Raw genomic sequence first — 21,087 nt, 5'->3', positions numbered from 1 at the left:
TAAAGATTAGTGAGTTACTGACAACTCACGCAAAAAATCCGGTAACAAAAAAAGATTGCGCCGTTCTTCCGCGATTTGCGTATCAGAGGAGGGCTCTTCACCAACTAATTTTGAACAAAAAAAATTAAGGACGATGAAGAGTACATTTTCAGTTATTTACTACCTCAAACGTCAGGTAGTGAAAAAAGACGGGACGGTTCCCGTCATGGGACGCATCACGGTGGACGGCAGCCAGACGCAATTCAGTTGCAAACTGACCATCGATCCCAAGTTGTGGGACACCAAAGGGGGACGTGTCACGGGCAGAAGCACGGCGGCACTCGAAACGAACCGCATGCTTGACAAGATGCGGGTGCGCATCAACAAGCACTATCAGGAAATCATGGAGCGTGACAACTTCGTCACGGCAGAGAAGGTGAAGAACGCCTTTCTCGGACTGGAACACCGCTATCACACGCTGATGCAGGTGTTCCAGCAACACAACGAGGACTATGCCAAGCAGGTGGAAGCAGGCATGAAAGCCAAAGGCACACTCTTGAAGTACAAGACCGTTTACAAGCACCTGCAAGAGTTTCTCAACATCCGTTACCACGTGAAGGACATCGCGTTGAAAGAGCTTACCCCCGCTTTCATTTCCGACTTCGAGATGTTTCTGCGCACGGACAAACACTGCTGCACCAATACCGTGTGGCTGTATGTATGCCCACTTCGGACGATGGTGTTCATCGCCATCAACAACGAATGGCTCACACGCGACCCGTTCAGGGAGTATGAAATCAAGAAGGAGGAAACGACACGCAGTTTCCTGACCAAAGACGAAATCCGCCTGCTGATGGAAGGTAAACTGAAGAACGCCAAACAGGAACTATACCGCGACCTCTACCTGTTCTGCGCCTTCACGGGCTTGTCATTCGCCGATATGCGCAATTTGACGGAAGAGAACATCCGCACCTACTTCGATGAACACGAGTGGATAAACATCAACCGCCAGAAGACGGGCGTGGTGTCTAACATCCGCCTGCTTGACATTGCGAAACAAATCATCGACAAATACCGCGGGCTGTGCGAAAACGGCAGGATTTTCCCTGTTCCCCACTACAACACGTGCCTCGCCGGGATCCGTGCCGTCGCCAAGCGTTGCGGCATCACCAAGCATATCACGTGGCATCAGAGCCGCCATACGGCAGCCACGACGGTGTTCCTCTCCAACGGTGTACCCATCGAAACAGTCAGTTCCATGCTGGGACACAAGAGTATAAAGACAACGCAGATATACGCGAAGATAACCAAAGAGAAGCTCAACCAAGACATGGAGAACCTTGCCGCAAGATTGAACCAAATCGAGGAATTTGCAGGATGTACCATCTAAAACAGAGACGCAATGAAACGTGACATAATCATTATAGAGGACAAGACGGTCAGCGTAACCGGTAACGAGGTATGGATGACCGCCGGGGAAATCGCCGAAGAGTTCCATGCCACCGTCCCGGCAGTGAACGCCGCCATCAAAGCCGTCCGCAAGTCGGACGTGCTGAACGACTACGAGGTATGCCGCTACATACAGCTTGAAAACGGCCTGTACGCGGATGTTTACTCGCTTGAAATCATCATTCCAGTAGCCTTCCGGCTGAACACCTACTATACACACGTGTTCCGCATGTGGCTGGTGGAGAAGGCACTCTCAAAGGAAAAGAGGCAGACATACGTGATGTTCATACAGAACGGGAAAACCGGATATTGCTGAACACGCATACAGACAACGAAAAAGGAAACGGACAACACCATCGGGTGCTGTCCGTTTCCTTTTTTTTCATGCAACCGCCTTATTCCAGCGGCTTGAGGTAATTCGCCTCCAACAGTTCACGCAGTCCCGATTCAGGATAAAGCACCTTACCTGCCAGAAGGATAAAGGGCAGCATCCTGTTGTTGCGATACTCCTGCAAGGTGCGGCGGCTTACCCGGAGCATTTCCGCCACCTCCCTGTCCGTCAGGTAATGTTCCCCGTCCAGTGGCGGACGGTAACTTTCCAAAAATGCGGAGAGCCATTTGGAGCCTTTGAGCATATTCTGTATCGCGGTGGCAACCGGCTCGTCCTCCATTGAGAAAACCTCGTTGTTCTCGTTCATCATAACATCGGATTAAGTGGTTAATAAAAACAGAGTCATTTTCCATCGGGATAGATCGTGCCGATAAGCGGAATAAGCCGCCTGACCTCCTCCGGCCTGTAATAGAACCTGCGGTTCATCTGCGAGTAGCCGATAAGCCGCCTGTCACGCAATGACTGCAACGTGCGCGGGCTGATTCTCAACTGCCCGCAGACCTCCTCGCCCGTGAGCCACCTTTCCAGCCGCCCGCCGTCGCTTTTGCGCCTGAGGGCGGCGACTTTCTCCGAGAGGGCGTTGAATGACGCCAGCATCATCTCGAAGGTCTTTTTCTCGATAGATACGATTTCCATATACCAAAACATTTAATGATTTACCGCAAAGGTAACGCAGCCGCCTTGAATGCGTGCCGTTTTCCGCTATACGGCAGCTTGTTGCGCCGGTTGTCCGGGTTACGGAGTCACTTTCAAAGAAAATCTTACGTGAGTCACGTAATGAGTTGTTAAAGCCCCTTTTGTTTATTGCCGAATTTTGCCGCAGAGAAACAAAAGAAAGGACAAAATATGAAAGTGATAACGATTGAAAGTTCCGCCTTCACCGCCCTGACGGAACAGATAGCCGAGATAGCGGTCTATGTGCGTGCCGTTTCCGGTGAGAGGAAGGGAGAGTCTTCCGACATGCTGCTCACCACCCGCGAGGCGGCGCACCTGCTGAACGTGAGTACCCGTACCCTCCAACGTATGCGCAGCGAACAGCGCATCGGCTATATCGTGCTGCGCGGCAAATGCCGCTACCGCCGGTCGGAAATAGACCGCCTGCTCGCAGATTGCACCGTGGCAGAAGATGCAGCGACACTGACGGAACTGAAACGCAACCACACGCTGCGCACGGGCGGCGGCAAACCCAAAGGAAGGAGGACATAAGATATGGAACTGCTTACACGAAACAATTTTGAGGACTGGATGCAGAAGCTGATGGAACGGCTCGACCGTCAGGACGAGCTGCTGCTCTCCCTGCGACCGTCCGGCAAAGCCCCAAACCCGATGGAAAGTATCAGGATGTTCGACAACCAAGACCTCTGCATGCTGCTCCAGATAAGCAAGCGTACCCTGCAGCGCTACCGCAGCATCGGTGCATTGCCGTACAAGACGCTCGGCAAAAAGACCTATTACAGCGAGGAGGACGTACTGACATTCCTCTCCGAACACGTAAAGGATTTCCGCAAGGAAGATATAGCCTTCTACAAGGCGCGTATCCATAATTTCTTTAATAAATAACCCATTAAAACATTTTTCAAATGGCAAAGAAAACAACAGAAAAAGACGTGCTGATAGTCCGCGACGAGAAGACGGGCGAGATTAGCGTGGTAGCCGGGCTTAACGCCGACGGCTCACCCAAGCGTACCCCCGCAAAGGCGGAGAACGCGCAGAGTTTCCTGCAATTCGACAGGCACGGAGACGTGCTGGACAACTTCTTTAAAAACTTCTTCCGGCAGTGCAAGGAACCCAGCCGCTTCGGTTTCTACCGTGTCGCGGCGGACCAAGCCGACAAGCTGCTGGAAGTTATCAAGGACTTGCTGAAAGACCCCGAGGGCAACAAGGAGATGCTTGCGCCCCACAAGGTGGACACCTCCGGCTACGAAAAGAAAGTACAGGAGGAGCAGTCCGCCGAAAAGCAGGAACAACCGGGACAGAAACAAGATGACGAACCTAAAAAACAGGAAGAAATGGAACAGAAAAACGAACAGAATCAGGAAAACCCGCAGCAGGCGCAGAGCAACCGGGGCTACCAACCCATCGACGAGAGCAAGATCAACTGGAAGGAGTTGGAGGAGAAATGGGGCGTGAAGCGCGACGACCTTGAAAAGTCGGGCGACCTTGACAGGATGCTCAACTACGGCAAGTCCGACTTGGTGAGGGTGTCGCCCAATTTCGGCGGAGAAGCTTTCGAGCTGGATGCCCGCCTCTCCTTCAAGAAGGACGGCGAGGGCAACGTCAGCCTTGTGCCGCACTTCATCCGCAAGGAGCAGAAACTCGACGAGTACAAGGAACACAAGTTCTCCGACGACGACCGGAAGAACCTGCGCGAAACGGGCAACCTCGGCAGGGTTGTGGACCTCGTGGACAGGGAAACGGGCGAGATCATCCCCTCGTTCGTCAGCATCGACCGCAAGACGAACGAAATCACGGATGTCCCGGCAAACAAGGTGCGCATACCGGAGCGCATCGGCAAGACGGAAATCACCAAGCAGGAGCAGGACATGCTGCGTGCCGGGCTGCCTGTGCGCGACAAACTCATCGAACGCAAGGACGGCAGGAAGTTCGTCACCACCCTGCAAGTGAACGTGGAGCAGCGCGGCGTGGAGTTCGTGCCGGGAACCGGCAGGTCGCCACGTGCCGCACAAGCACAGGAAGCCAAGAACAACCCCGCACAGGGACAGGCGCAGGGTACGGAAAATACAGCCAACACGAACAAGGAGCAACGCCGCAACACGTGGACGAACGCCGACGGCAGCATCCGCCCCATCAGCAAATGGAGCGGCGTGGACTTCACCGAGCAGCAGAAAGCCGACTACGTGGCTGGCAAAGCCGTGAAACTGGAGAACGTGACCGACAAGCAGGGCTTCCACGCCACGATGTACATCAGGTTCAACCCGGAGAAGGGACGCCCGTACCGCTACGACACCAACCCCGACAACGCGCAGAAGATCGCGCCTTCCAACGAGAGCCGCACGCAGGTGGCGGTGAACAGCGAGGGCAAGACCAACGAGGCTACCAAGAACCTGAAGGAGCCGTTGCGGAAGGGACAGACCGCCCCGAAGGACACCGCACAGCAACAGCAGCAGGAGAAGCCGCAAAAGAAAAACAATAAGGGCATGAAGATGTAATCCGGTGTCCGCCACTAAATCCGAAGTAACATTTGTAAAATTCAAAACGACAGAAAAATATGAAGACAATCATTGCAGAAAAGCCGTCTGTGGCACGTGAGATCGCCCGTATCGTGGGCGCGACAAAGAGAGAGGAAGGATATTTCGAGGGAGGCGGCTACGCCGTGACATGGGCATTCGGGCACCTCGTCCAGCTTGCCATGCCCGACGGTTACGGCATACGCGGCTTTGTCCGTGACAACCTGCCCGTCATCCCCGACTCCTTCACGCTCATACCCCGTCAGGTAAAGGCTGAGAAGGGCTACAAACCCGACAGCGGCGTAGTGGCACAAATAAAAACCATAACCCGCCTGTTCAATGACAGTGAGCAAATCATCGTGGCGACCGATGCCGGTCGCGAGGGCGAACTTATCTTCCGATACCTCTACCATTACATAGGATGCGCCACCCCTTTCGTGCGCCTCTGGATAAGCTCGCTTACCGACAAGGCCATCCGCGATGGACTGCGCAACCTCGAAGCGGGGAGCAAGTATGACAACCTCTACCTCGCCGCCAAAGCGCGGAGCGAATCCGACTGGCTCGTGGGCATCAATGGCACGCAGGCTCTCTCCATCGCCGCCGGACACGGCACGTATTCCGTCGGGCGGGTGCAGACACCCACGTTGGCGATGGTGTGCGCACGCTATTGGGAGAACCGCCGCTTTACCCCCGAAGCCTTCTGGCAGCTCCATATCGCAACGGACGGCTGCGATGAAGGAACGGTGAAGTTTTCCTCTTCCGAAAAATGGAAAGAGAAAGAGTCCGCGACGGAACTGTATAATAAGGTGAAGTCGGCAGGCACAGCCACCGTCACGAAAGCCGAACGCAAGGAGAAGACGGAGGAAACACCGCTCCTGTACGACCTGACCACGCTCCAGAAGGAAGCCAACGCCAAGCATGGCTTCACGGCGGAACAGACGCTTGAAATCGCGCAGAAGCTCTACGAGAAGAAGCTCATCACCTATCCGCGAACCGGAAGCCGCTACATTCCCGAAGACGTGTTCGCGGAAATCCCCAAGCTGCTTGCCTTCATCGGCAGCCTGCCCGAATGGAAGGGCAAGTTGCAGCCGAAAGCCGTGCCGACACGCCGCAGCCTGGACGGCGGCAAGGTGACAGACCACCATGCCCTGCTCGTCACGGGCGAGAAGCCGCTGTTCCTCTCCAAAGAGGACAGCACCGTCTATCACATGATAGCCGGGCGCATGCTTGAGGCTTTCTCCGAAAAATGCGTCAAGGACACTGCCACCGTCACGGCAGAGTGTGCCGGAGTGGAGTTCGTGGCAAAAGGCAGCATCATCAGGCAAGCCGGATGGCGTGCCGTCTATGGCAAGGAGAATGGAGAAGAGAACAACAGCCAAGAGGAAACCGCCGCCATTCCCTGTTGGCAGGAAGGCGACACGCTGGCACTGAAAGCCGCCTCCATCACGGAGGGAAAGACCAAACCCAAGCCGCTGCATACCGAAGCCACCCTGCTGTCCGCGATGGAAACGGCTGGCAAGGAGATAGAGGACGACGCATTGCGGCAGGCTATGAAGGATTGCGGCATCGGCACGCCCGCCACCCGTGCGTCCATCATCGAAACGCTTTTCAAGCGCGGCTATATGGAACGCTGCAAGAAGTCGCTTGTCCCCACCGAAAAAGGGCTTGCCCTCTACTCGGTCGTGAAGGCGATGCGTATTGCCGATGTCGCCATGACGGGCGAATGGGAAAAGGAATTGGCACGCATCGAGCGTGGGGAACTGCCCGCCGATGACTTCCGCAGGAAGATTGAGGCATATACACGGGAAATTACCTCCGAACTGCTGTCGTGCGACAAGCTGTTCGCCCGCAGGGATTCCGGCTGCAAGTGTCCCAAGTGCGGAGCGGGGACGATGCAGTTTTACGGCAAGGTCGTCCGCTGCGACAACGCGGAGTGCGGTCTGCCCGTGTTCCGCCTGAAAGCAAACCGCACCCTCTCTGATGATGAAATCAAAAACCTGCTCACCGACGGACACACGAAACTGCTCAAAGGATTCAAGAGCAAGCAGGGCAAGAGTTTTGATGCCGTAGTCGCCTTTGACGGGGACTATAACACGGTTTTCGTGTTCCCAGAAAGGAAAAGTAAAGCGACCTCTGCGAAAAGAAGAAAATAAATGTTTAACTTTGCCACTGGTTCAGAGTAATGAATTGTTCTTCGATACCGGATTACACTCATACTTTGGATTTAGTGGTGGCACTCGGAGGGATACCGGGTGCCTTTTTCTTCTCGTTTTCCAACGATTATCCCTATCATCATTATCAATCCACTAAATTCCAAAGAAATGAACAACAAGAAGAAAAACGAGGGTCGGACCGACTTTTCCTATTACGGTCTGTACCTGCTGGACTACCTCACCACGAACAAGTTCGAACAGGCAGCCGATGAAGCCTTCATCCGAGAAAGAACCGACCGTGCCGCCGAAGCGTATGAACGGGCAAGGCTCGAAGGCTATCCTGCCGACGGGGCGCAGGAACTGGCGATGAAGGTGCTGACGGAGGGCCTTCGCTACTCCAGGCACGCCATCCTGCGCGAAGTCGTGGAGAACGAATTTGCGGGTGAAGTACCGGGAGAAAAATGTGAAGCCTTTACCCAGAAGCTGCTACCGCTTGTCGGAAACGTATTCTCCATCTATGACCTCTCGGACGACAATTTCGCCCTGTCGCCCGAATATGACCTGCTCTACACGGAGCTGACGGGAGCCGTCATCCTCTATATCGAAGAGTATGGCGTTTAACCGCAAACAGAGGCTGCGGGACAACATCGAGGCGATACGGACGGCATTCCTCCTTGACAGGGAACAGCGCACACCCACCGCACGCGAACGGCTCTTGTTAGAGCGTTATTGCGGTTTCGGGGGACTGAAGAGCATACTCAACCCTGCAAGGGAACTGACGGATGCCGTCCACTGGGCGAAGTCCGACCTCGAACTGTTTGCCCCTACCGTGGAACTGCACAGGTTGCTGCGGGAGAACACAAAAGACGAGACGGAGTACAAACGGTATATGGATGCCATGAAGCAGTCCGTGCTGACCGCCTTCTATACCCCGCCGGAGATAACCGGGACCATCGCGGACGTGCTGCATGAACACGGCATCCGTCCCGACCGGGTGCTGGAGCCGTCGGCAGGTGTCGGTGCATTCGTGGACGCCGTGCTGGAGAACAGACCGGACGCGGACATCATGGCTTTTGAGAAAGACCTGATGACGGGCAAGATACTGAAGCACCTGCATCCCGGACAGAAAGTAAGGGTACAGGACTTCGAGAAGATAGAAAAGCCGTTCATGAACCATTTTGATTTGGCTGTCTCCAATATACCGTTTGGCGATGTGGCGGTGTTCGACCCGGAATTTTCGGGCAGCAAGGATCCTGCAAGGCACTCGGCGGCACGGACGATACACAATTACTTTTTCCTGAAAAGCCTTGACGCGGTGCGTGAAGGCGGAATCGTGGCGTTCATCACCTCGCAGGGGGTACTGGATGCCCCGACCAACGCGCCCATACGCGAGTATATGATGAACCATACCAATCTGGTGGGCGTAGCCCGCCTGCCGAACAACCTCTTTACGGATAACGCGGGAACGGAGGTGGGCAGCGACCTGATTATCCTGCAAAAGAACAGCGGAAAGAATGGTGAACTGTATTACAACGAAAAACTCTTCGTGCAGACCGAACAGACCCCTATCGGCACTTCCGTAAATGGGTATGTATGGAGCATCGGCTCGCTTTCACACACGGATTTGATCAGAAGTACCGACCCGTACGGGAAACCAGCCTATAAACTCCTGCACCGTGGGGACATCGCACAACTGGCGGAAGACTTGCGGGAGCATCTGAAAATAGAACTGCAACGTAAGTATTCGATAAACTCCCTCGTATAATGGGTAACGTATGTTCATAATATCGTTTATTCATTTTATCGTTCTATGATTTATTGTTACATCAATTCAACCAAAAGATGTGCAGGGTTCTATAGAAGTTGATATTTTTCCTACTAATGGAGCGGATAAAAGGGAGTTTCCCCCCTTTTCCCTTATTTTCCTGTGATAAATGGGATAAAGCGGTATTTTTATCCCTGCTTTCCCGCCATAATTGGTATAAAAGGGTATTCTTTCCCTTATTTTCCCTATTTATCGGGGATAATGAAGATAAAAACGGCACTTTATTCCCTATTTTCCCGTCTTGATTGGTATAAAACGGTAGTTTTCCCGTGTTTAGGCGGGATTTATGAAGGTATCAGGAGTCTTTCTTGGGAGATTCCGGTGGCGTAACGGATAATATCTTGCCACCGGATAACAGATTGTCAGGTAATAATTCGGCCAGATCCATCGAGTAGTCATCGTCATAATCATGTACATGTTCAAGGAAGTAGATCAGCCACGTGCGGAAGTCAGCCCCGGCAGCCTTGCAGCAGCCGAAGAACGAGTAGAGCACCGCCGCATCTTCAGCGGCATCATTATTGCCACAGAACAGGTAATTACGTCTGCCGCACGCGACAGGCCGCACTTTATTTTCTATCTCGTTATTATCCGGTCTGTAGCGACCGTCAAGATGGTATCTGGAGAGTTTGTCGAACCTTCCGTATGTATATTTTATGGCTTTTCCGATAGGACTGCCTTTCATCACTTTGGGATATTCATTGACCAGCCATTTCTCGAAGCGCACAAGTATGGGATATGCAAGACGTGTCCTAAGTTCAGCCCTCTGTTCATAGGTCAGGCGTTCATCGTCAGCCTTGCGCTCCACGTCATAAAGCAGCTGTATCTGTTCGAGCGCATAGTCGGCACGCTGCGTGTCATTCTTTCTTGCCTCCCAAAAATATCTGCGCGCATGGGCCCAGCAGCCAAGAAGGATAATGCCTTTCTTGGCGTCCAGCATCTCGTACCTTTCGTACCCGTCCGTCTGTATGGCTCCCCGGAACTTGCCGAAGAGTTTCAGCACCACCTTTCCACTTCGGGAACCCTTGTCATAGTAAAAGAACTGACGTCCGGTCATGACGCTGCGCACAAGCCAGATATAACCTTTGACCGTCTTGTGTCTCTCGTCATTCATCACGGGGATTGTCGTCTCATCCGACTGTATGTAGTCAGTCTGCATCACCAGATCCCATAATCGGAAGTACAGGGGTCTTAGCAGATCCGCCACATCCTTGAACCAGTCGTTGACCGTTGACGCGGGGAGGTGTACCCCCACACGCTTGAACTGTTCCAGTTGTCTGTGGAACGGTATGTGATCCACATATTTCCCTATCATCATGTCTGCCAGCAATGAGGCGGAGGCATAGCTCTTTGCTATCGGCATGACGGGAAGCGGGCCGGTCCTGAACTCGTCCGTCCCCTTCCGTTTGGCTGTATGGCGCACTATCCTGCGGATATAGAACTTCTCGGGCTCGTGCATAAGGATCTCGGTCACTTCCTCTCCGGGAAGGAGCGTCCACTCCTCCGGATTATACCCTTCGGGATATATATGAACCTCCTCACGCGCAAGATTTTCCGGAAGGGATTTTCTCGTAGGATGTTGCCTCCTCGCTTTTTTACGGGCGATGATCGCTTCTCTGGTAGCCTTCAGCTCCTTTTCCGCTTCCTCTGCGGCTTCAGCCTCCCGGGGAAGCATGTCGAAGCCTTCAAAATCCAGCCAGCGGTCCTGGGCGTCAGGCTTTATGAACTTTTCCGCCTTCTTCCCGTACAACTGCCGTTCAAGATAGGATACACGTTGTTCCAGACTGTTGATTTTTGCTTCCTTTTGGGCGATTATGGCATCCTTGTCAGACAATAAAGCCTCATACGCCTCTTTGTCCGCAGCTTCAAGGGGCTGCGTGGACACCATCTCCTTCAACCGGCTGTTTTCTCTATACAGACAGTCGCATTTGTGCATGAGATCCTTTATCAGTAATTCCTTATCGGTTGGCATAATCGTTTAATTATGATGCCAAGATACTAAAAAACAGCCGGAATACGACATTGTATATGTTATAATTTGTTACAACTACAACCCATGGAAACCACTTCTTTTATAACGCCTGACCTTGCTGCCGTCCATTCCCTGGACCATCATCACAAGGTCATTCCAGAAGGTTTCAATCGCTTTAATCCGACCTTCCTCCGTATTTATGACCGGCAGATGGAAGTGCCCCTGTTCCAGTTTCATGTGGTATATCACCAGACCACCATATTCCATATGGAGGATTTTCATACAGGTACAGTTCGCATTGATAAAAATGAAAGCGTCACCGTCCCGTACATTCTTTCCCATCTGGTTGGTCACGATGCCGCTAAGCGTATAAAAGCTCTTACGCATGTCTGTCGGATACGGGTAAAGATAATATCTGTTGGATTCATTCAAAGAAAACATAGGCTAACGGTTTGAATTCAAAAATATCAGGGTTTGCAATACCTCCGGTGACAAAGGGCTGTTCAAGCGGACTGTGACGCCATTGGGATAGGAGATCTCACATAGCGGCTGGGGAATTGGCGACGGGCTGACCGGAGGTGCAGACAGCAGGGATTTCTCCTTATGGGGAAGACTGACCTGCCCCTTACTGTTTACCTTGACCGGGATAAAGCCGCCTTTGCGCAACAGCTTGGAACGCCACTCGTAGAAACGTTTGGGACGAATACATTCATTCGAACAAAAATCTATAACTGAAAGTCCGCTCGACTTGAAACGGGCATAAATAGATTCAAAATCTTCCATGGTCCATTGATGTGACATAACGATTGAGCTTTTTTACTTTGGCTACAAAAGTAACATCACATTTTTAGAATGAAAGGGGGAGTTTATCGAATACTTACACTGCAACAACTTGACAGGAAACTGTATGAGAAACACAGCCTGCATCCGACAAAGGAGGAAAGCACGGCTGCGGAAGTGCAACCTGCTCCGAAAACAGAAAAGGTATCACCTTCTGTAATAGCCCCCGTTTCTGTAATTGAGCCTGTCAAGGGAGTGGAGAAGCCGCAGGCACAGCCCATAGAGGAAAAGCCGGAGATTGAGCCGCGCCAACCCAACCATTCGTCAGCCGTGCAGCTTACCCTGCTCGACCTTTGGGGTATGCCCATAGAGGAACCGGCAAAAAAGAAAAAGGCAGCGAAAAAGGAAAGCAAGCCGAAGCCCATGCCGTCCACGCCTAAACCGCAGGTCAAAGTTACTCCACCCGTTGAAGCCGCCAAGCCGGTAAACGGTAATAAGGAAGAAAAGCCGGAAAATGCCGAAAAGCCAAACGACCCGGACGACATTTACGCCACTCTGGATTGGGAAACCAATCCTCCCATCAACGGCTTCTATGAGACAATGATGAGTCTGACAGCGGAACGGCGCAAGGCCCTACGGCTTGAGGCAGAACGGCACAGGCAGGAACAACTGAAAAAGATGGGTATCAAAGACACGTTGAACCCTGCTTTTGCGCCTTCTTCGGACAATATGGATAAAAAGCCGGAACAAACGGAAGAAATAAAGCAACCTGAAACACCGGCAGAAGTTGTGCCTACTTCCGAAACGGTTGCCACTTCCCTGTTCCCGGAATTTGAAACGGAAAAGCCGAAAAAAGAAGCCCTCGACCTTACGCCGCGTCCCTATCACCGCACGCCGGAAATGCACCTGCGTGAAGGGTCGCTGGTGGCAAACAGGGCACGCGACATCGGTTATCTGAAGGACATTACTCCCTACGGTGCAACCTTCCAGCCGCTTGGACTAACCAGTTATCAGAAAGAGAAAGCGTTGCTGTATGTATCGCTCCGTGACGCATACGAGCGGTTGTACCGCTATGAATCGAACAGACGTGAGGAAAATGTACCTTGGCGTGAACACCTGAACACCTGTTACGACGAGTTTGTCATGCGTTATGGCAACCTCAACGCCAAACAGAACGTGAAACTGGTGATGATGGACGCCGGAGGGCGCGACATCCTTTCGCTGGAACGTGCGGAGGACGGCAAGTTCGTCAAAGCGGACATCTTCGACCGTCCCGTTTCCTTCTCGGTGGAGAACCATGCCAACGTCGGTTCTCCGGAAGAAGCCTTGTCTGCATCGCTCAACAAGTATGGTACGGTCAATCTCAACTATATGCGGGGGATAACAGACAGTACGGAAGAGGAGCTTCTCAATGCCCTCAAGGGGCGTATCTTCTACAATCCGCTCGTAACCGGTTACGAGATTAAAGACCGCTTCATCGCGGGAAACGTGATAGAGAAGGCGGAGCGTATAGAGGCATGGATGGAAAATAATCTGGAAAGCGAAAGATTGCCGGAAGTGAAACAGGCTTTGGAGGCTTTGAAGGAAGCCGAGCCGCAGCGTATCGCCTTTGAAGACCTCGACTTCAACTTCGGTGAACGCTGGATTCCCACGGGCGTGTATGCCGCCTACATGAGCCATCTTTTCGACACGGACGTGAAAATCGCCTATTCCGCCAGCATGGACGAGTTTTCCGTGGCGTGCGGCTACCGCACCATGAAGATCACGGACGAGTTTCTGGTAAAGGGCTATTACCGGAACTATGACGGTATGCACCTGTTGAAACACGCTTTGCACAACACCTGTCCCGACATGATGAAAAGTATTGGCAAAGATGAGAACGGCAACGACATCAAGGTGCGTGACAGCGAGGGCATACAGCTCGCCAACGCCAAGATTGACGAAATCCGCAACGGGTTCTCGGAATGGTTGGAAGAGCAGTCGCCGCAGTTCAAGGAACGGCTCGTGACAATGTATAACCGCAAGTTCAACTGTTTCGTGCGCCCGAAGTATGACGGTTCGCACCAGACGTTTCCCGACCTCAATCTGAAAGGATTGGCAAGCCGGGGTATTCAAAGCGTTTATCCGTCGCAGAAGGATTGCGTCTGGATGATAAAACAGAATGGCGGCGGAATATGCGACCATGAAGTCGGAACAGGTAAAACACTGATAATGTGTATTGCAGCGCATGAAATGAAGCGTCTGAACTTGGCGCACAAGCCGATGATTATTGGTCTGAAAGCCAATGTCGCGGAGATTGCCGCCACTTATCAAGCTGCCTATCCGAATGCCCGCATCCTCTACGCTTCGGAAAAGGATTTCTCGACCGCCAACCGTGTGCGTTTCTTCAACAACATCAAAAACAATGACTATGATTGCGTCATCATGTCGCATGACCAGTTCGGCAAGATACCGCAGTCACCGGAGTTGCAGCAACGCATCCTGCAAGCGGAGCTTGACACGGTGGAGGAAAACCTCGAAGTCTTACGGCAGCAAGGCAAGAACGTGTCGCGGGCGATGCTGAAAGGATTGGAGAAGCGCAAGCACAACCTTGTGGCGAAGTTAGAGAAAGTGGAACACGCCATCAAGTCGCGCACAGATGACGTGGTGGACTTCAAACAGATGGGCATCGACCACATCTTCATTGACGAGAGTCACCAGTTCAAGAACTTGACTTTCAACACCCGTCATGACCGTGTGGCGGGATTGGGAAACTCGGAAGGAAGCCAGAAGGCCCTGAATATGCTCTTTGCCATCCGTACCATACAGGAACGCACGGGCAAGGACTTGGGGGCTACGTTCCTTTCGGGCACGACCATTTCCAACAGTCTGACGGAACTGTACCTGCTCTTCAAATACCTGCGCCCCAACGAACTGGAACGGCAGGACATCCGCTGTTTCGATGCTTGGGCTGCCATCTTCGCCAAAAAGACGACCGATTTTGAGTTCAACGTAACGAACAATATCGTTCAGAAGGAGCGTTTTCGCTATTTCATCAAGGTGCCGGAGCTTGCCGCCTTCTACAACGAGATTACCGACTACCGCACGGCGGAGGATGTAGGTGTGGACAGACCAAACAAGAATGAGATACTGCACCACATACCGCCCACACCGGAGCAGGAGGACTTCATACAGAAGCTGATGCAGTTTGCCAAAACCGGCGATGCCACTCTGCTTGGCAGGTTACCCCTGTCGGAAACGGAGGAAAAGGCGAAGATGCTCATCGCCACCGACTACGCGAGAAAGATGGCACTTGATATGCGCATGATAGACCCGAACTACGAGGACCATCCCGACAACAAGGCAAGCCATTGTGCCAAGATGATTGCAGAGTATTACCACAAGTACGAGACGCACAAGGGTACGCAGTTCGTGTTCTCCGACTTGGGGACATACCAGCCGGGGGAAGGATGGAACGTGTACAGCGAGATAAAACGCAAGTTGGTGGAGGATTACGGCATACCGGCAAGTGAGGTGCGCTTCATTCAGGAGTGTAAGACGGATAAGGCTCGTAAGGCGGTGATAGATGCCATGAACGCAGGGACAGTGCGAGTGCTGTTCGGCTCCACAAGTATGCTCGGAACGGGCGTGAATGCGCAGAAAAGATGCGTCGCCATCCATCACCTTGATACACCGTGGCGACCGTCCGACCTGCAACAGCGTGACGGACGGGGTGTTAGAGCCGGGAACGAGATTGCCAAGCATTTTGCCGAGAACAACGTGGATATCATCATCTACGCGGTGGAAAAGTCGCTGGACAGCTACAAGTTCAATCTGCTGCACTGCAAGCAGACGTTCATATCGCAGCTCAAAAGTGGAGCGATGGGCGCACGTACCATCGACGAGGGAGCAATGGACGAAAAATCGGGTATGAACTTCTCGGAGTATATGGCGTTGCTCTCCGGCAATACCGACCTTTTGGATAAGGCGAAATTAGAGAAGCGTATCGCCTCGCTCGAAGGGGAACGCAAGTCGTGGGGCAAGGGCAAGCGCGATTCGGAGTTCAAGCTGGAATCCAAGACGGGAGAACTGCGCAACAACACGGCTTTCATCGAAGCCATGACGGAAGACTGGAACCGTTTTCTTTCCGTTGTGCAGACTGATAAGGAAGGCAGCCGCCTTAATCTTGTCAAGGTGGACGGCGTGGATTCAACGGATGAGAAGGTCATCGGTAAGCGTTTGCAGGAAATCGCCAAGAACGCCATGACTGGTGGACTGTACAAGGCTGTCGGGGAACTTTACGGCTTTCCGATAAAGGTGGTCAGCGAGAGGACACTCAAAGAAGGTCTGGAGTTCACTGACAACCGCTTCGTGGTGGAGGGTAACTACAAGTACACCTACAACAACGGGCATCTGGCGATGGCAGACCCGATTGCTGCCGCACGAAACTTTCTGAACGCATTGGAGAGGATTCCGACCATCATCGACCAGTACAAGTCTAAGAACGAAGTGCTGGAAAAGGAGATTCCGCAGTTGCAGGAGATAGCGGGCAAGGTGTGGAAGAAGGAGGACGAGCTGAAACAGCTGAAGTCCGAACTCGCCGCACTGGACCGCAAGATACAGCTTGAGCTGGCTCCGGCTCAGGAAAACACAGAAGAGAACCGGCAAGGCAACGAGAAAAAACAGACGGAACAACAGCCGGAAAGCCCGCACGTGGACTTTGTACGCAGTCATTTAATTATAGGGAGACCCGGTTTATCGGAATCCAAAGGTGTAAAACTTTAATATCGAAGTCTTGACAGAAAAAGCCAGTGGTTGAATTTTTCACCACTGGCTTTAATTCTAATAATTTTTCAATCTAATATGACCGAATCTATAACGTTAAATCATAGATTATGTGTCTATTTGTGAAGAAAAAGACGTAACTTTGTATCAAAATCAAATAAGCATAACAATGGAGCCATCTATATACAGTTTTTCACTTTATACCGCACTGCCGTTGATGTTATTCTTCGGCTTTTATTTTTTGTTTGCAAAGACTCCTGAAAAGAAAATTTTCAAGAATTATCTCCGCTCCCGACAGATTATGGGTATAGCTATGCTGCTGCTTTCGGCAAATTATTCGGTACATTTCTTCTTTGGTATCCGATTCAAAAATGCGGATTCTGCCATATTGATGAACATGTCCACATACTTCCTGTGCTATTCTCTGTTCAGTTCGGCATTGATAATGTTGCTTGATCGTTTTTACATTACCAAACGGCGTGTGTGGACACATATCATTTTATGGATTATATTTTCAACTCTTTCCGGAGTTGTGTTGTTCCTGTTGCCAAGCGGAATCATGCAAAAATTCTCTTTATTTGCTTTAGCTGCCTGGTTAGTCGTTTTTGGAGTCGTTTTAGCTCGCAGAGTCATAATTGCATACCGTAGAGCCATTCGGATTTTCAATGAAACTCAGGCGGATGATATAGGTACATATATCGAATGGCTTTCCATATTCACTTATTGGGCACTTATCTTCGGTGTCGGATGCGGATTGCTGACATTTCTGCCAGACAAATATGTTTTTATCTGGATTTTGTCGTCAATACCGTTCTACAGCTATCTTTTCTACAGCTATCAGAACTACCTGCTGTTCTATGAACAGGTGGAAAATGCTTTTGAGCAAGATATACAGTCTGAAGAAGAACTTCTGACAGATACAGAAACAGAACCTAAAATAGTTTCTGAGAAAGAAGTTCCAGTGTCCTATACAGAAATTATAGAGAAAGTGGCCAACTGGATAAAGACAGACGGCTATGTCCAGCAGGGACTTACCATAAAAGAACTGTCCGAAATACTTCATACGAACCGTACCTATCTTTCCGCTTATATCAAGACTACGTATAAAATGACATTCCGCGAATGGATAACCAGTCTCCGGTTGGAGTATGCGAAAAACATACTGAAGGAGCATCCGGAAATCAATATACAGAAGCTGGCTGAGTCTTCCGGTTTTCTTTCCCGCAGTAACTTTATCAAATTATTTACCGAGAAGGAAGGATGTACGCCTGCCAAGTGGAAAAAAGCAAATCTGAAGTGATTTGCGTGGTAAAAATCCGATGAAAAAGCTCTCAGAAACCCATTTTCCAAAAGTGCTCATACTACAAAAAGTGCTAATTCGACAGCCACAAAAGTGCTAATTCGACAACTCAAAAAGTGCCGATTTGACAAAATAAGTGCTCAGACGACAATGTGAAAAGTGCTCAAACGACAATTTTTATAAAACGCTGTGTTTTAGCAAAAAAAGTTTTTGTAATATTTTGGGCGCTGAATGGCATTTATTACCTTTGGAGATGACAAAGATAATAAATGCAAGTTTATATGAGCAGAAAAATCACTTTTCTTACCTTGTTTCTGTGGCTGATGACGGTAACTTTTCCTGTCATTGCGCAGCAGAAAGCAGACACGACCTACACCTTCCGGTTCGTTACGCAGAAGGACATGTTCTACGTTCCTTGGAATGGCAATGACACGGAACTTGCCCGCCTGTTGGAATGTATCGAAAACAACAAAGCAACAATTCTTGACGGCAAACTGCCGCTATTGGTTGACGGATATTGCAATTCGCAGAGCAGTGAAGTCAAGAACCTTGCAACAGCGAAGATTCGTGCCAACCGTGTGAAATCAGAACTGATTACACGAGCGAAAATCAAGGAAGAAAACTTCATTACCCGCAATCATGTGACAGAGGGTGATTTTGTCACCGTGCGCCTGACGGTACCGGTAAAGGAAACAGCCGTGACGGATGCGGAAGCAGAAGCACGACGCAAGGCGGAAGCCGAACGCTTAGAAACCGAGAAGCGTGCCGAGCAGGAACGGCTTGCCGAAGAGCAGCGCAAGGCGGAAGAAGCCCGACTTGCCGCTGAAAAGGCAGAAGCCGAGAAAACCGCTCAACAAAATACACTTGCCGACACGCTGTCGGAAACCAAAATCACAACTGATTATCATCTCTCCCTGCGTGCCAACCTGCTGCGCTGGGCTACCTTGACACCAGATTTAGGACTTGAATGGCGCATCTGCCCATCGTGGGGCATTGCCGTAAACGGCTCGTGGACTTCATGGACGTGGAGCGACAAGGACCACCGCTATGCACTCTGGGAAGTGGCTCCGGAAGTGCGTTACTATATGGGTGAGAAGAAAGCCTGGTATCTGGGCGCGATGTTCAAGGCCGGACAGTTCAACTACAAGCTCTCCGAAACAGGCAAGCAGGGCGACCTGATGGGTGGCGGCATCACCGCCGGCTATCAGCTGCGGCTGAACAAGGCATTAGATCTTGATTTCAACCTCGGTTTGGGCTACCTGAATGCCGATTTCGAAAAATATGAAGTCATCGACGGTGTACGTGTACGCCGCGGCAACGAGACAAAAGATTGGTGTGGTCCCATCAATGCCGGTGTGACATTGGTATGGAAGTTATTCTAACACGGAGGAATAGAATATGAAAGCAAGACAATATATAAATATGATGGGAATGGCAGCCGCCGTGCTGCTCTCTTCCTGCGTGAAGGACACGCTTTATGACACGCCGCATCCCGACTACGGGAAGATTGCGGTGACAGCCGACTGGTCGGCCCGCGGTGAGGGTATCGACATACCTGCCACATGGACGGTCACCATGGGTGACTATACGGGTACGGAGACTTCCGCCACCCATACCCCCGACCATCTGTTTGCTCCGGGCAGCTACACCCTTGCGGTGTGGAACCCGGCTGAAGGAATCACGGTGAACGGCACCACAGCCACCATTGCCGCAGCCACGGGAACCCGGGCAGGCACGGATACCTTTGTGAACAATGCCCCGGGATGGTTCTTCACCTATACGGAACAGGTGACCATCGAGAAAGACAAGGACTATCCGCTGACCGCCGCAATGAAGCAGCAGGTACGCGAACTGACGCTTGTCGTCGAACCTACTGGTGATGCCGCCGGACGCATCACGGAGATTGTTGCCCATCTGACGGGTGCAGCCGGAACACTCGACTTCGCTACCGATACCTACGGAGCCGCTTCGAACGTCGTGCTGCCCTTCACCAAGATTACCGAAGGTGACGATGCCGGCAAGTGGAAAGCCACGGTGCGGCTGCTGGGTGTGACCGGTACGGAACAACTGCTGAAGGGTGAAATCCGCTATGCTGACGGCAACCCGACCCCCACCACGCTGAAAAGCGACCTTACGGAAGCCCTCAAGGAGTTCAACACCGGAAAGGGCGAATCGCTGACCCTCAGCGGAACGCTGGTTGAGACTCCCGAAGGCATGGAAGTGGACGGAGCCGAAATCAACGGCTGGGAAGAAGTGAAAGGTGATGATGTAAATGCCGATTTGTAAATAATTAGCAAACCGAACGCAGAAGCAAAGCTTGCTTTGATTTTGCTAAGGTGCAGCAATTATTGAAATGGAATTTAACTAATATAATAACAGAATATAATGAAGACAAGATTTTTTGCACTTGCGATGCTCGCCCTCGCACTGGTAGCCTGCAACAACGACAACGAGAACCTGAATGGTGACCCCGTGGCCGCCCAGTTTACCGCCAACATCGCCCCCGCCACCCGCGCCAGCGGAACCACCTGGACTGGCGGCGACCGTATCGGCATCACCGACATCGGCAACGATTCCCAGTACGGCAACGTGCCTTTCATCCTGAAAAACGGGAAATTTGAGGCAGAAGGAAAGGTTATCTATATCGAAGATACAAAGACCCATACTTTCCGCGCCTACTATCCGTACAACGCGGCGGGAGGCATCCTCGCTGCCACGACCGATGCCACGGCGCAGCAGAACCAGCCTGCCATCGACTTCCTCTTTGCTTCAGGAGCCACGGGAGACAAAAACAACCCGGTAGTAAGCTTCACCGACAAAACCGCCAAAGGCGGTGAAGACAACTCCTTCCACCACCGCATGAGCCAGATAACCCTTACCTTCGAGGCGGGCGACGGCGTGGATTTCAGCGTGGTCAAGCCTGAACGTTACACGCTGGGCGGATTGTTACTCACCGGTACGTTCAACACGGCCGACGGTATTGCCACCGCAGACAACGGGGCACAGACCGGAGAACTGGCCATGAATCTGGCAGACGGCAATCTCACGTCATCAATCATCCTCTTCCCGCAGACAGTTGCATCCCTGCCGTTGGTTGTGAATTACAAAGGTCAGGAATATCATGCCACACTCACCGTGCCCGAAGGCGCACTGCTGGCGGGCAACAACTATACCTATACCGTCAAGGTACGCAACAAAGTCCTTGAAGTCAGCGAAGCCACCATTGCAAAGTGGAACGATATAGACGGTGGAGATGTGGGTGCAGACCTGTATGATTTTAATAATTAAT

Annotated in this window: 16 protein-coding genes and 3 pseudogenes; 14 read left to right on the top strand and 5 right to left on the bottom strand. The window is 51.7% G+C overall.

The features are described from left to right. Positions 1–133 precede the first annotated feature (133 nt). Together K8P02_RS10170 and K8P02_RS10165 are read left to right on the top strand one after the other, a co-directional pair. On the top strand, positions 134–1,369 hold the full coding sequence (locus K8P02_RS10170; RefSeq protein ID WP_004308432.1) for a site-specific integrase: 1,236 nt from the start codon (positions 134–136) through the stop codon (positions 1,367–1,369). A gap of 12 nt (positions 1,370–1,381) precedes the next feature. Next, positions 1,382–1,744, top strand: a complete 363-nt coding sequence (locus tag K8P02_RS10165; protein WP_007754501.1) for a hypothetical protein — start codon at positions 1,382–1,384, stop codon at positions 1,742–1,744. A gap of 79 nt (positions 1,745–1,823) precedes the next feature. Here K8P02_RS10165 and K8P02_RS10160 read toward each other — a convergent pair whose 3' ends face one another. Together K8P02_RS10160 and K8P02_RS10155 are read right to left on the bottom strand one after the other, a co-directional pair. After that, complete coding sequence (locus K8P02_RS10160; RefSeq protein WP_004308430.1) at positions 1,824–2,129, bottom strand: helix-turn-helix domain-containing protein; 306 nt, start codon at positions 2,127–2,129, stop codon at positions 1,824–1,826. 32 nt (positions 2,130–2,161) lie between these two features. Continuing rightward, positions 2,162–2,455 (bottom strand): helix-turn-helix domain-containing protein, encoded by a 294-nt coding sequence (locus K8P02_RS10155; RefSeq protein WP_008645715.1) that lies wholly within the window; start codon positions 2,453–2,455, stop codon positions 2,162–2,164. Between the two features lie 210 nt (positions 2,456–2,665). On the opposite strand from K8P02_RS10155, the gene K8P02_RS10150 reads away from it, so the two are divergent. From K8P02_RS10150 to K8P02_RS10125, 6 genes and pseudogenes are all read left to right on the top strand, one after another. Further along, positions 2,666–3,025 carry a helix-turn-helix domain-containing protein gene (locus tag K8P02_RS10150; protein WP_005830221.1) on the top strand — a complete coding sequence of 120 codons (360 nt, stop codon included), beginning with the start codon at positions 2,666–2,668 and terminating at the stop codon, positions 3,023–3,025. A 3-nt stretch (positions 3,026–3,028) separates the two neighbouring features. Next, positions 3,029–3,379: a helix-turn-helix domain-containing protein gene (locus K8P02_RS10145; protein ID WP_004308425.1), complete on the top strand. Its 351-nt coding sequence runs from the start codon at positions 3,029–3,031 to the stop codon at positions 3,377–3,379. Between the two features lie 20 nt (positions 3,380–3,399). Continuing rightward, on the top strand, positions 3,400–4,989 hold the full coding sequence (locus K8P02_RS10140) for a DUF3945 domain-containing protein (protein WP_025868223.1): 1,590 nt from the start codon (positions 3,400–3,402) through the stop codon (positions 4,987–4,989). A gap of 59 nt (positions 4,990–5,048) precedes the next feature. After that, positions 5,049–7,160, top strand: a complete 2,112-nt coding sequence (topB, locus tag K8P02_RS10135; RefSeq protein ID WP_005643883.1) for a type IA DNA topoisomerase — start codon at positions 5,049–5,051, stop codon at positions 7,158–7,160. A 168-nt stretch (positions 7,161–7,328) separates the two neighbouring features. Beyond that, on the top strand, positions 7,329–7,781 hold the full coding sequence (locus tag K8P02_RS10130) for a DUF1896 domain-containing protein (protein ID WP_005830224.1): 453 nt from the start codon (positions 7,329–7,331) through the stop codon (positions 7,779–7,781). Continuing rightward, positions 7,771–8,898: pseudogene (locus tag K8P02_RS10125) on the top strand (N-6 DNA methylase); the annotation flags it as partial. The gene K8P02_RS10130 and the pseudogene K8P02_RS10125, both read left to right, overlap by 11 nt. Before the next feature lie 382 nt (positions 8,899–9,280). Here K8P02_RS10125 and tnpC read toward each other — a convergent pair. From tnpC to tnpA, 3 genes are all read right to left on the bottom strand, one after another. Then, positions 9,281–10,954, bottom strand: coding sequence for an IS66 family transposase (tnpC, locus tag K8P02_RS10120; RefSeq protein ID WP_032542125.1), 1,674 nt, complete (start codon positions 10,952–10,954; stop codon positions 9,281–9,283). A gap of 75 nt (positions 10,955–11,029) precedes the next feature. Beyond that, complete coding sequence (tnpB, locus tag K8P02_RS10115) at positions 11,030–11,395, bottom strand: IS66 family insertion sequence element accessory protein TnpB (protein ID WP_025868342.1); 366 nt, start codon at positions 11,393–11,395, stop codon at positions 11,030–11,032. Positions 11,396–11,398: 3 nt separating this feature from the next. Continuing rightward, the gene (gene tnpA, locus K8P02_RS10110) at positions 11,399–11,755 is read right to left on the bottom strand and encodes an IS66 family insertion sequence element accessory protein TnpA (protein ID WP_025868341.1); all 357 of its coding nucleotides are present in this window, start codon (positions 11,753–11,755) and stop codon (positions 11,399–11,401) included. 162 nt (positions 11,756–11,917) lie between these two features. On the opposite strand from tnpA, the pseudogene K8P02_RS21925 reads away from it, so the two are divergent. From K8P02_RS21925 to K8P02_RS10085, 6 genes and pseudogenes are all read left to right on the top strand, one after another. After that, positions 11,918–12,383: pseudogene (locus K8P02_RS21925) on the top strand (hypothetical protein); the annotation flags it as partial. A 116-nt stretch (positions 12,384–12,499) separates the two neighbouring features. Next, a pseudogene (locus K8P02_RS10105) lies at positions 12,500–16,498 on the top strand (helicase-related protein); the annotation flags it as partial. 217 nt (positions 16,499–16,715) lie between these two features. Next, entirely contained in the window at positions 16,716–17,798 is a 1,083-nt protein-coding gene (locus K8P02_RS10100) for a helix-turn-helix domain-containing protein (RefSeq protein WP_223382412.1), read from the top strand. A gap of 281 nt (positions 17,799–18,079) precedes the next feature. Then, positions 18,080–19,180, top strand: coding sequence for a DUF3575 domain-containing protein (locus K8P02_RS10095; protein ID WP_025868318.1), 1,101 nt, complete (start codon positions 18,080–18,082; stop codon positions 19,178–19,180). Between the two features lie 16 nt (positions 19,181–19,196). Then, positions 19,197–20,084: a FimB/Mfa2 family fimbrial subunit gene (locus K8P02_RS10090; protein WP_025868319.1), complete on the top strand. Its 888-nt coding sequence runs from the start codon at positions 19,197–19,199 to the stop codon at positions 20,082–20,084. Positions 20,085–20,183: 99 nt separating this feature from the next. Beyond that, positions 20,184–21,086 carry a fimbrillin family protein gene (locus tag K8P02_RS10085; RefSeq protein ID WP_025868320.1) on the top strand — a complete coding sequence of 301 codons (903 nt, stop codon included), beginning with the start codon at positions 20,184–20,186 and terminating at the stop codon, positions 21,084–21,086. The last annotated feature ends 1 nt before the right edge of the window (position 21,087 follow it).

This window comes from Bacteroides nordii (genome assembly GCF_019930665.1).
In the GTDB taxonomy this organism is placed as follows: domain Bacteria; phylum Bacteroidota; class Bacteroidia; order Bacteroidales; family Bacteroidaceae; genus Bacteroides; species Bacteroides nordii.
This window is presented reverse-complemented; position numbering and strand designations above follow the sequence as displayed.

Excerpts from the sequence above, each read along its gene's own strand:
- K8P02_RS10170 (WP_004308432.1), top strand. The coding sequence starts at position 134 with ATGAAGAGTACATTTTCAGTTATTTACTACCTCAAACGTCAGGTAGTG.
- K8P02_RS10165 (WP_007754501.1), top strand. The coding sequence starts at position 1,382 with ATGAAACGTGACATAATCATTATAGAGGACAAGACGGTCAGCGTAACC.
- K8P02_RS10160 (WP_004308430.1), bottom strand. The coding sequence starts at position 2,129 with ATGATGAACGAGAACAACGAGGTTTTCTCAATGGAGGACGAGCCGGTT.
- K8P02_RS10155 (WP_008645715.1), bottom strand. The coding sequence starts at position 2,455 with ATGGAAATCGTATCTATCGAGAAAAAGACCTTCGAGATGATGCTGGCG.
- K8P02_RS10150 (WP_005830221.1), top strand. The coding sequence starts at position 2,666 with ATGAAAGTGATAACGATTGAAAGTTCCGCCTTCACCGCCCTGACGGAA.
- K8P02_RS10145 (WP_004308425.1), top strand. The coding sequence starts at position 3,029 with ATGGAACTGCTTACACGAAACAATTTTGAGGACTGGATGCAGAAGCTG.
- K8P02_RS10140 (WP_025868223.1), top strand. The coding sequence starts at position 3,400 with ATGGCAAAGAAAACAACAGAAAAAGACGTGCTGATAGTCCGCGACGAG.
- topB (WP_005643883.1), top strand. The coding sequence starts at position 5,049 with ATGAAGACAATCATTGCAGAAAAGCCGTCTGTGGCACGTGAGATCGCC.
- K8P02_RS10130 (WP_005830224.1), top strand. The coding sequence starts at position 7,329 with ATGAACAACAAGAAGAAAAACGAGGGTCGGACCGACTTTTCCTATTAC.
- tnpC (WP_032542125.1), bottom strand. The coding sequence starts at position 10,954 with ATGCCAACCGATAAGGAATTACTGATAAAGGATCTCATGCACAAATGC.
- tnpB (WP_025868342.1), bottom strand. The coding sequence starts at position 11,395 with ATGTTTTCTTTGAATGAATCCAACAGATATTATCTTTACCCGTATCCG.
- tnpA (WP_025868341.1), bottom strand. The coding sequence starts at position 11,755 with ATGTCACATCAATGGACCATGGAAGATTTTGAATCTATTTATGCCCGT.
- K8P02_RS10100 (WP_223382412.1), top strand. The coding sequence starts at position 16,716 with ATGTTATTCTTCGGCTTTTATTTTTTGTTTGCAAAGACTCCTGAAAAG.
- K8P02_RS10095 (WP_025868318.1), top strand. The coding sequence starts at position 18,080 with ATGAGCAGAAAAATCACTTTTCTTACCTTGTTTCTGTGGCTGATGACG.
- K8P02_RS10090 (WP_025868319.1), top strand. The coding sequence starts at position 19,197 with ATGAAAGCAAGACAATATATAAATATGATGGGAATGGCAGCCGCCGTG.
- K8P02_RS10085 (WP_025868320.1), top strand. The coding sequence starts at position 20,184 with ATGAAGACAAGATTTTTTGCACTTGCGATGCTCGCCCTCGCACTGGTA.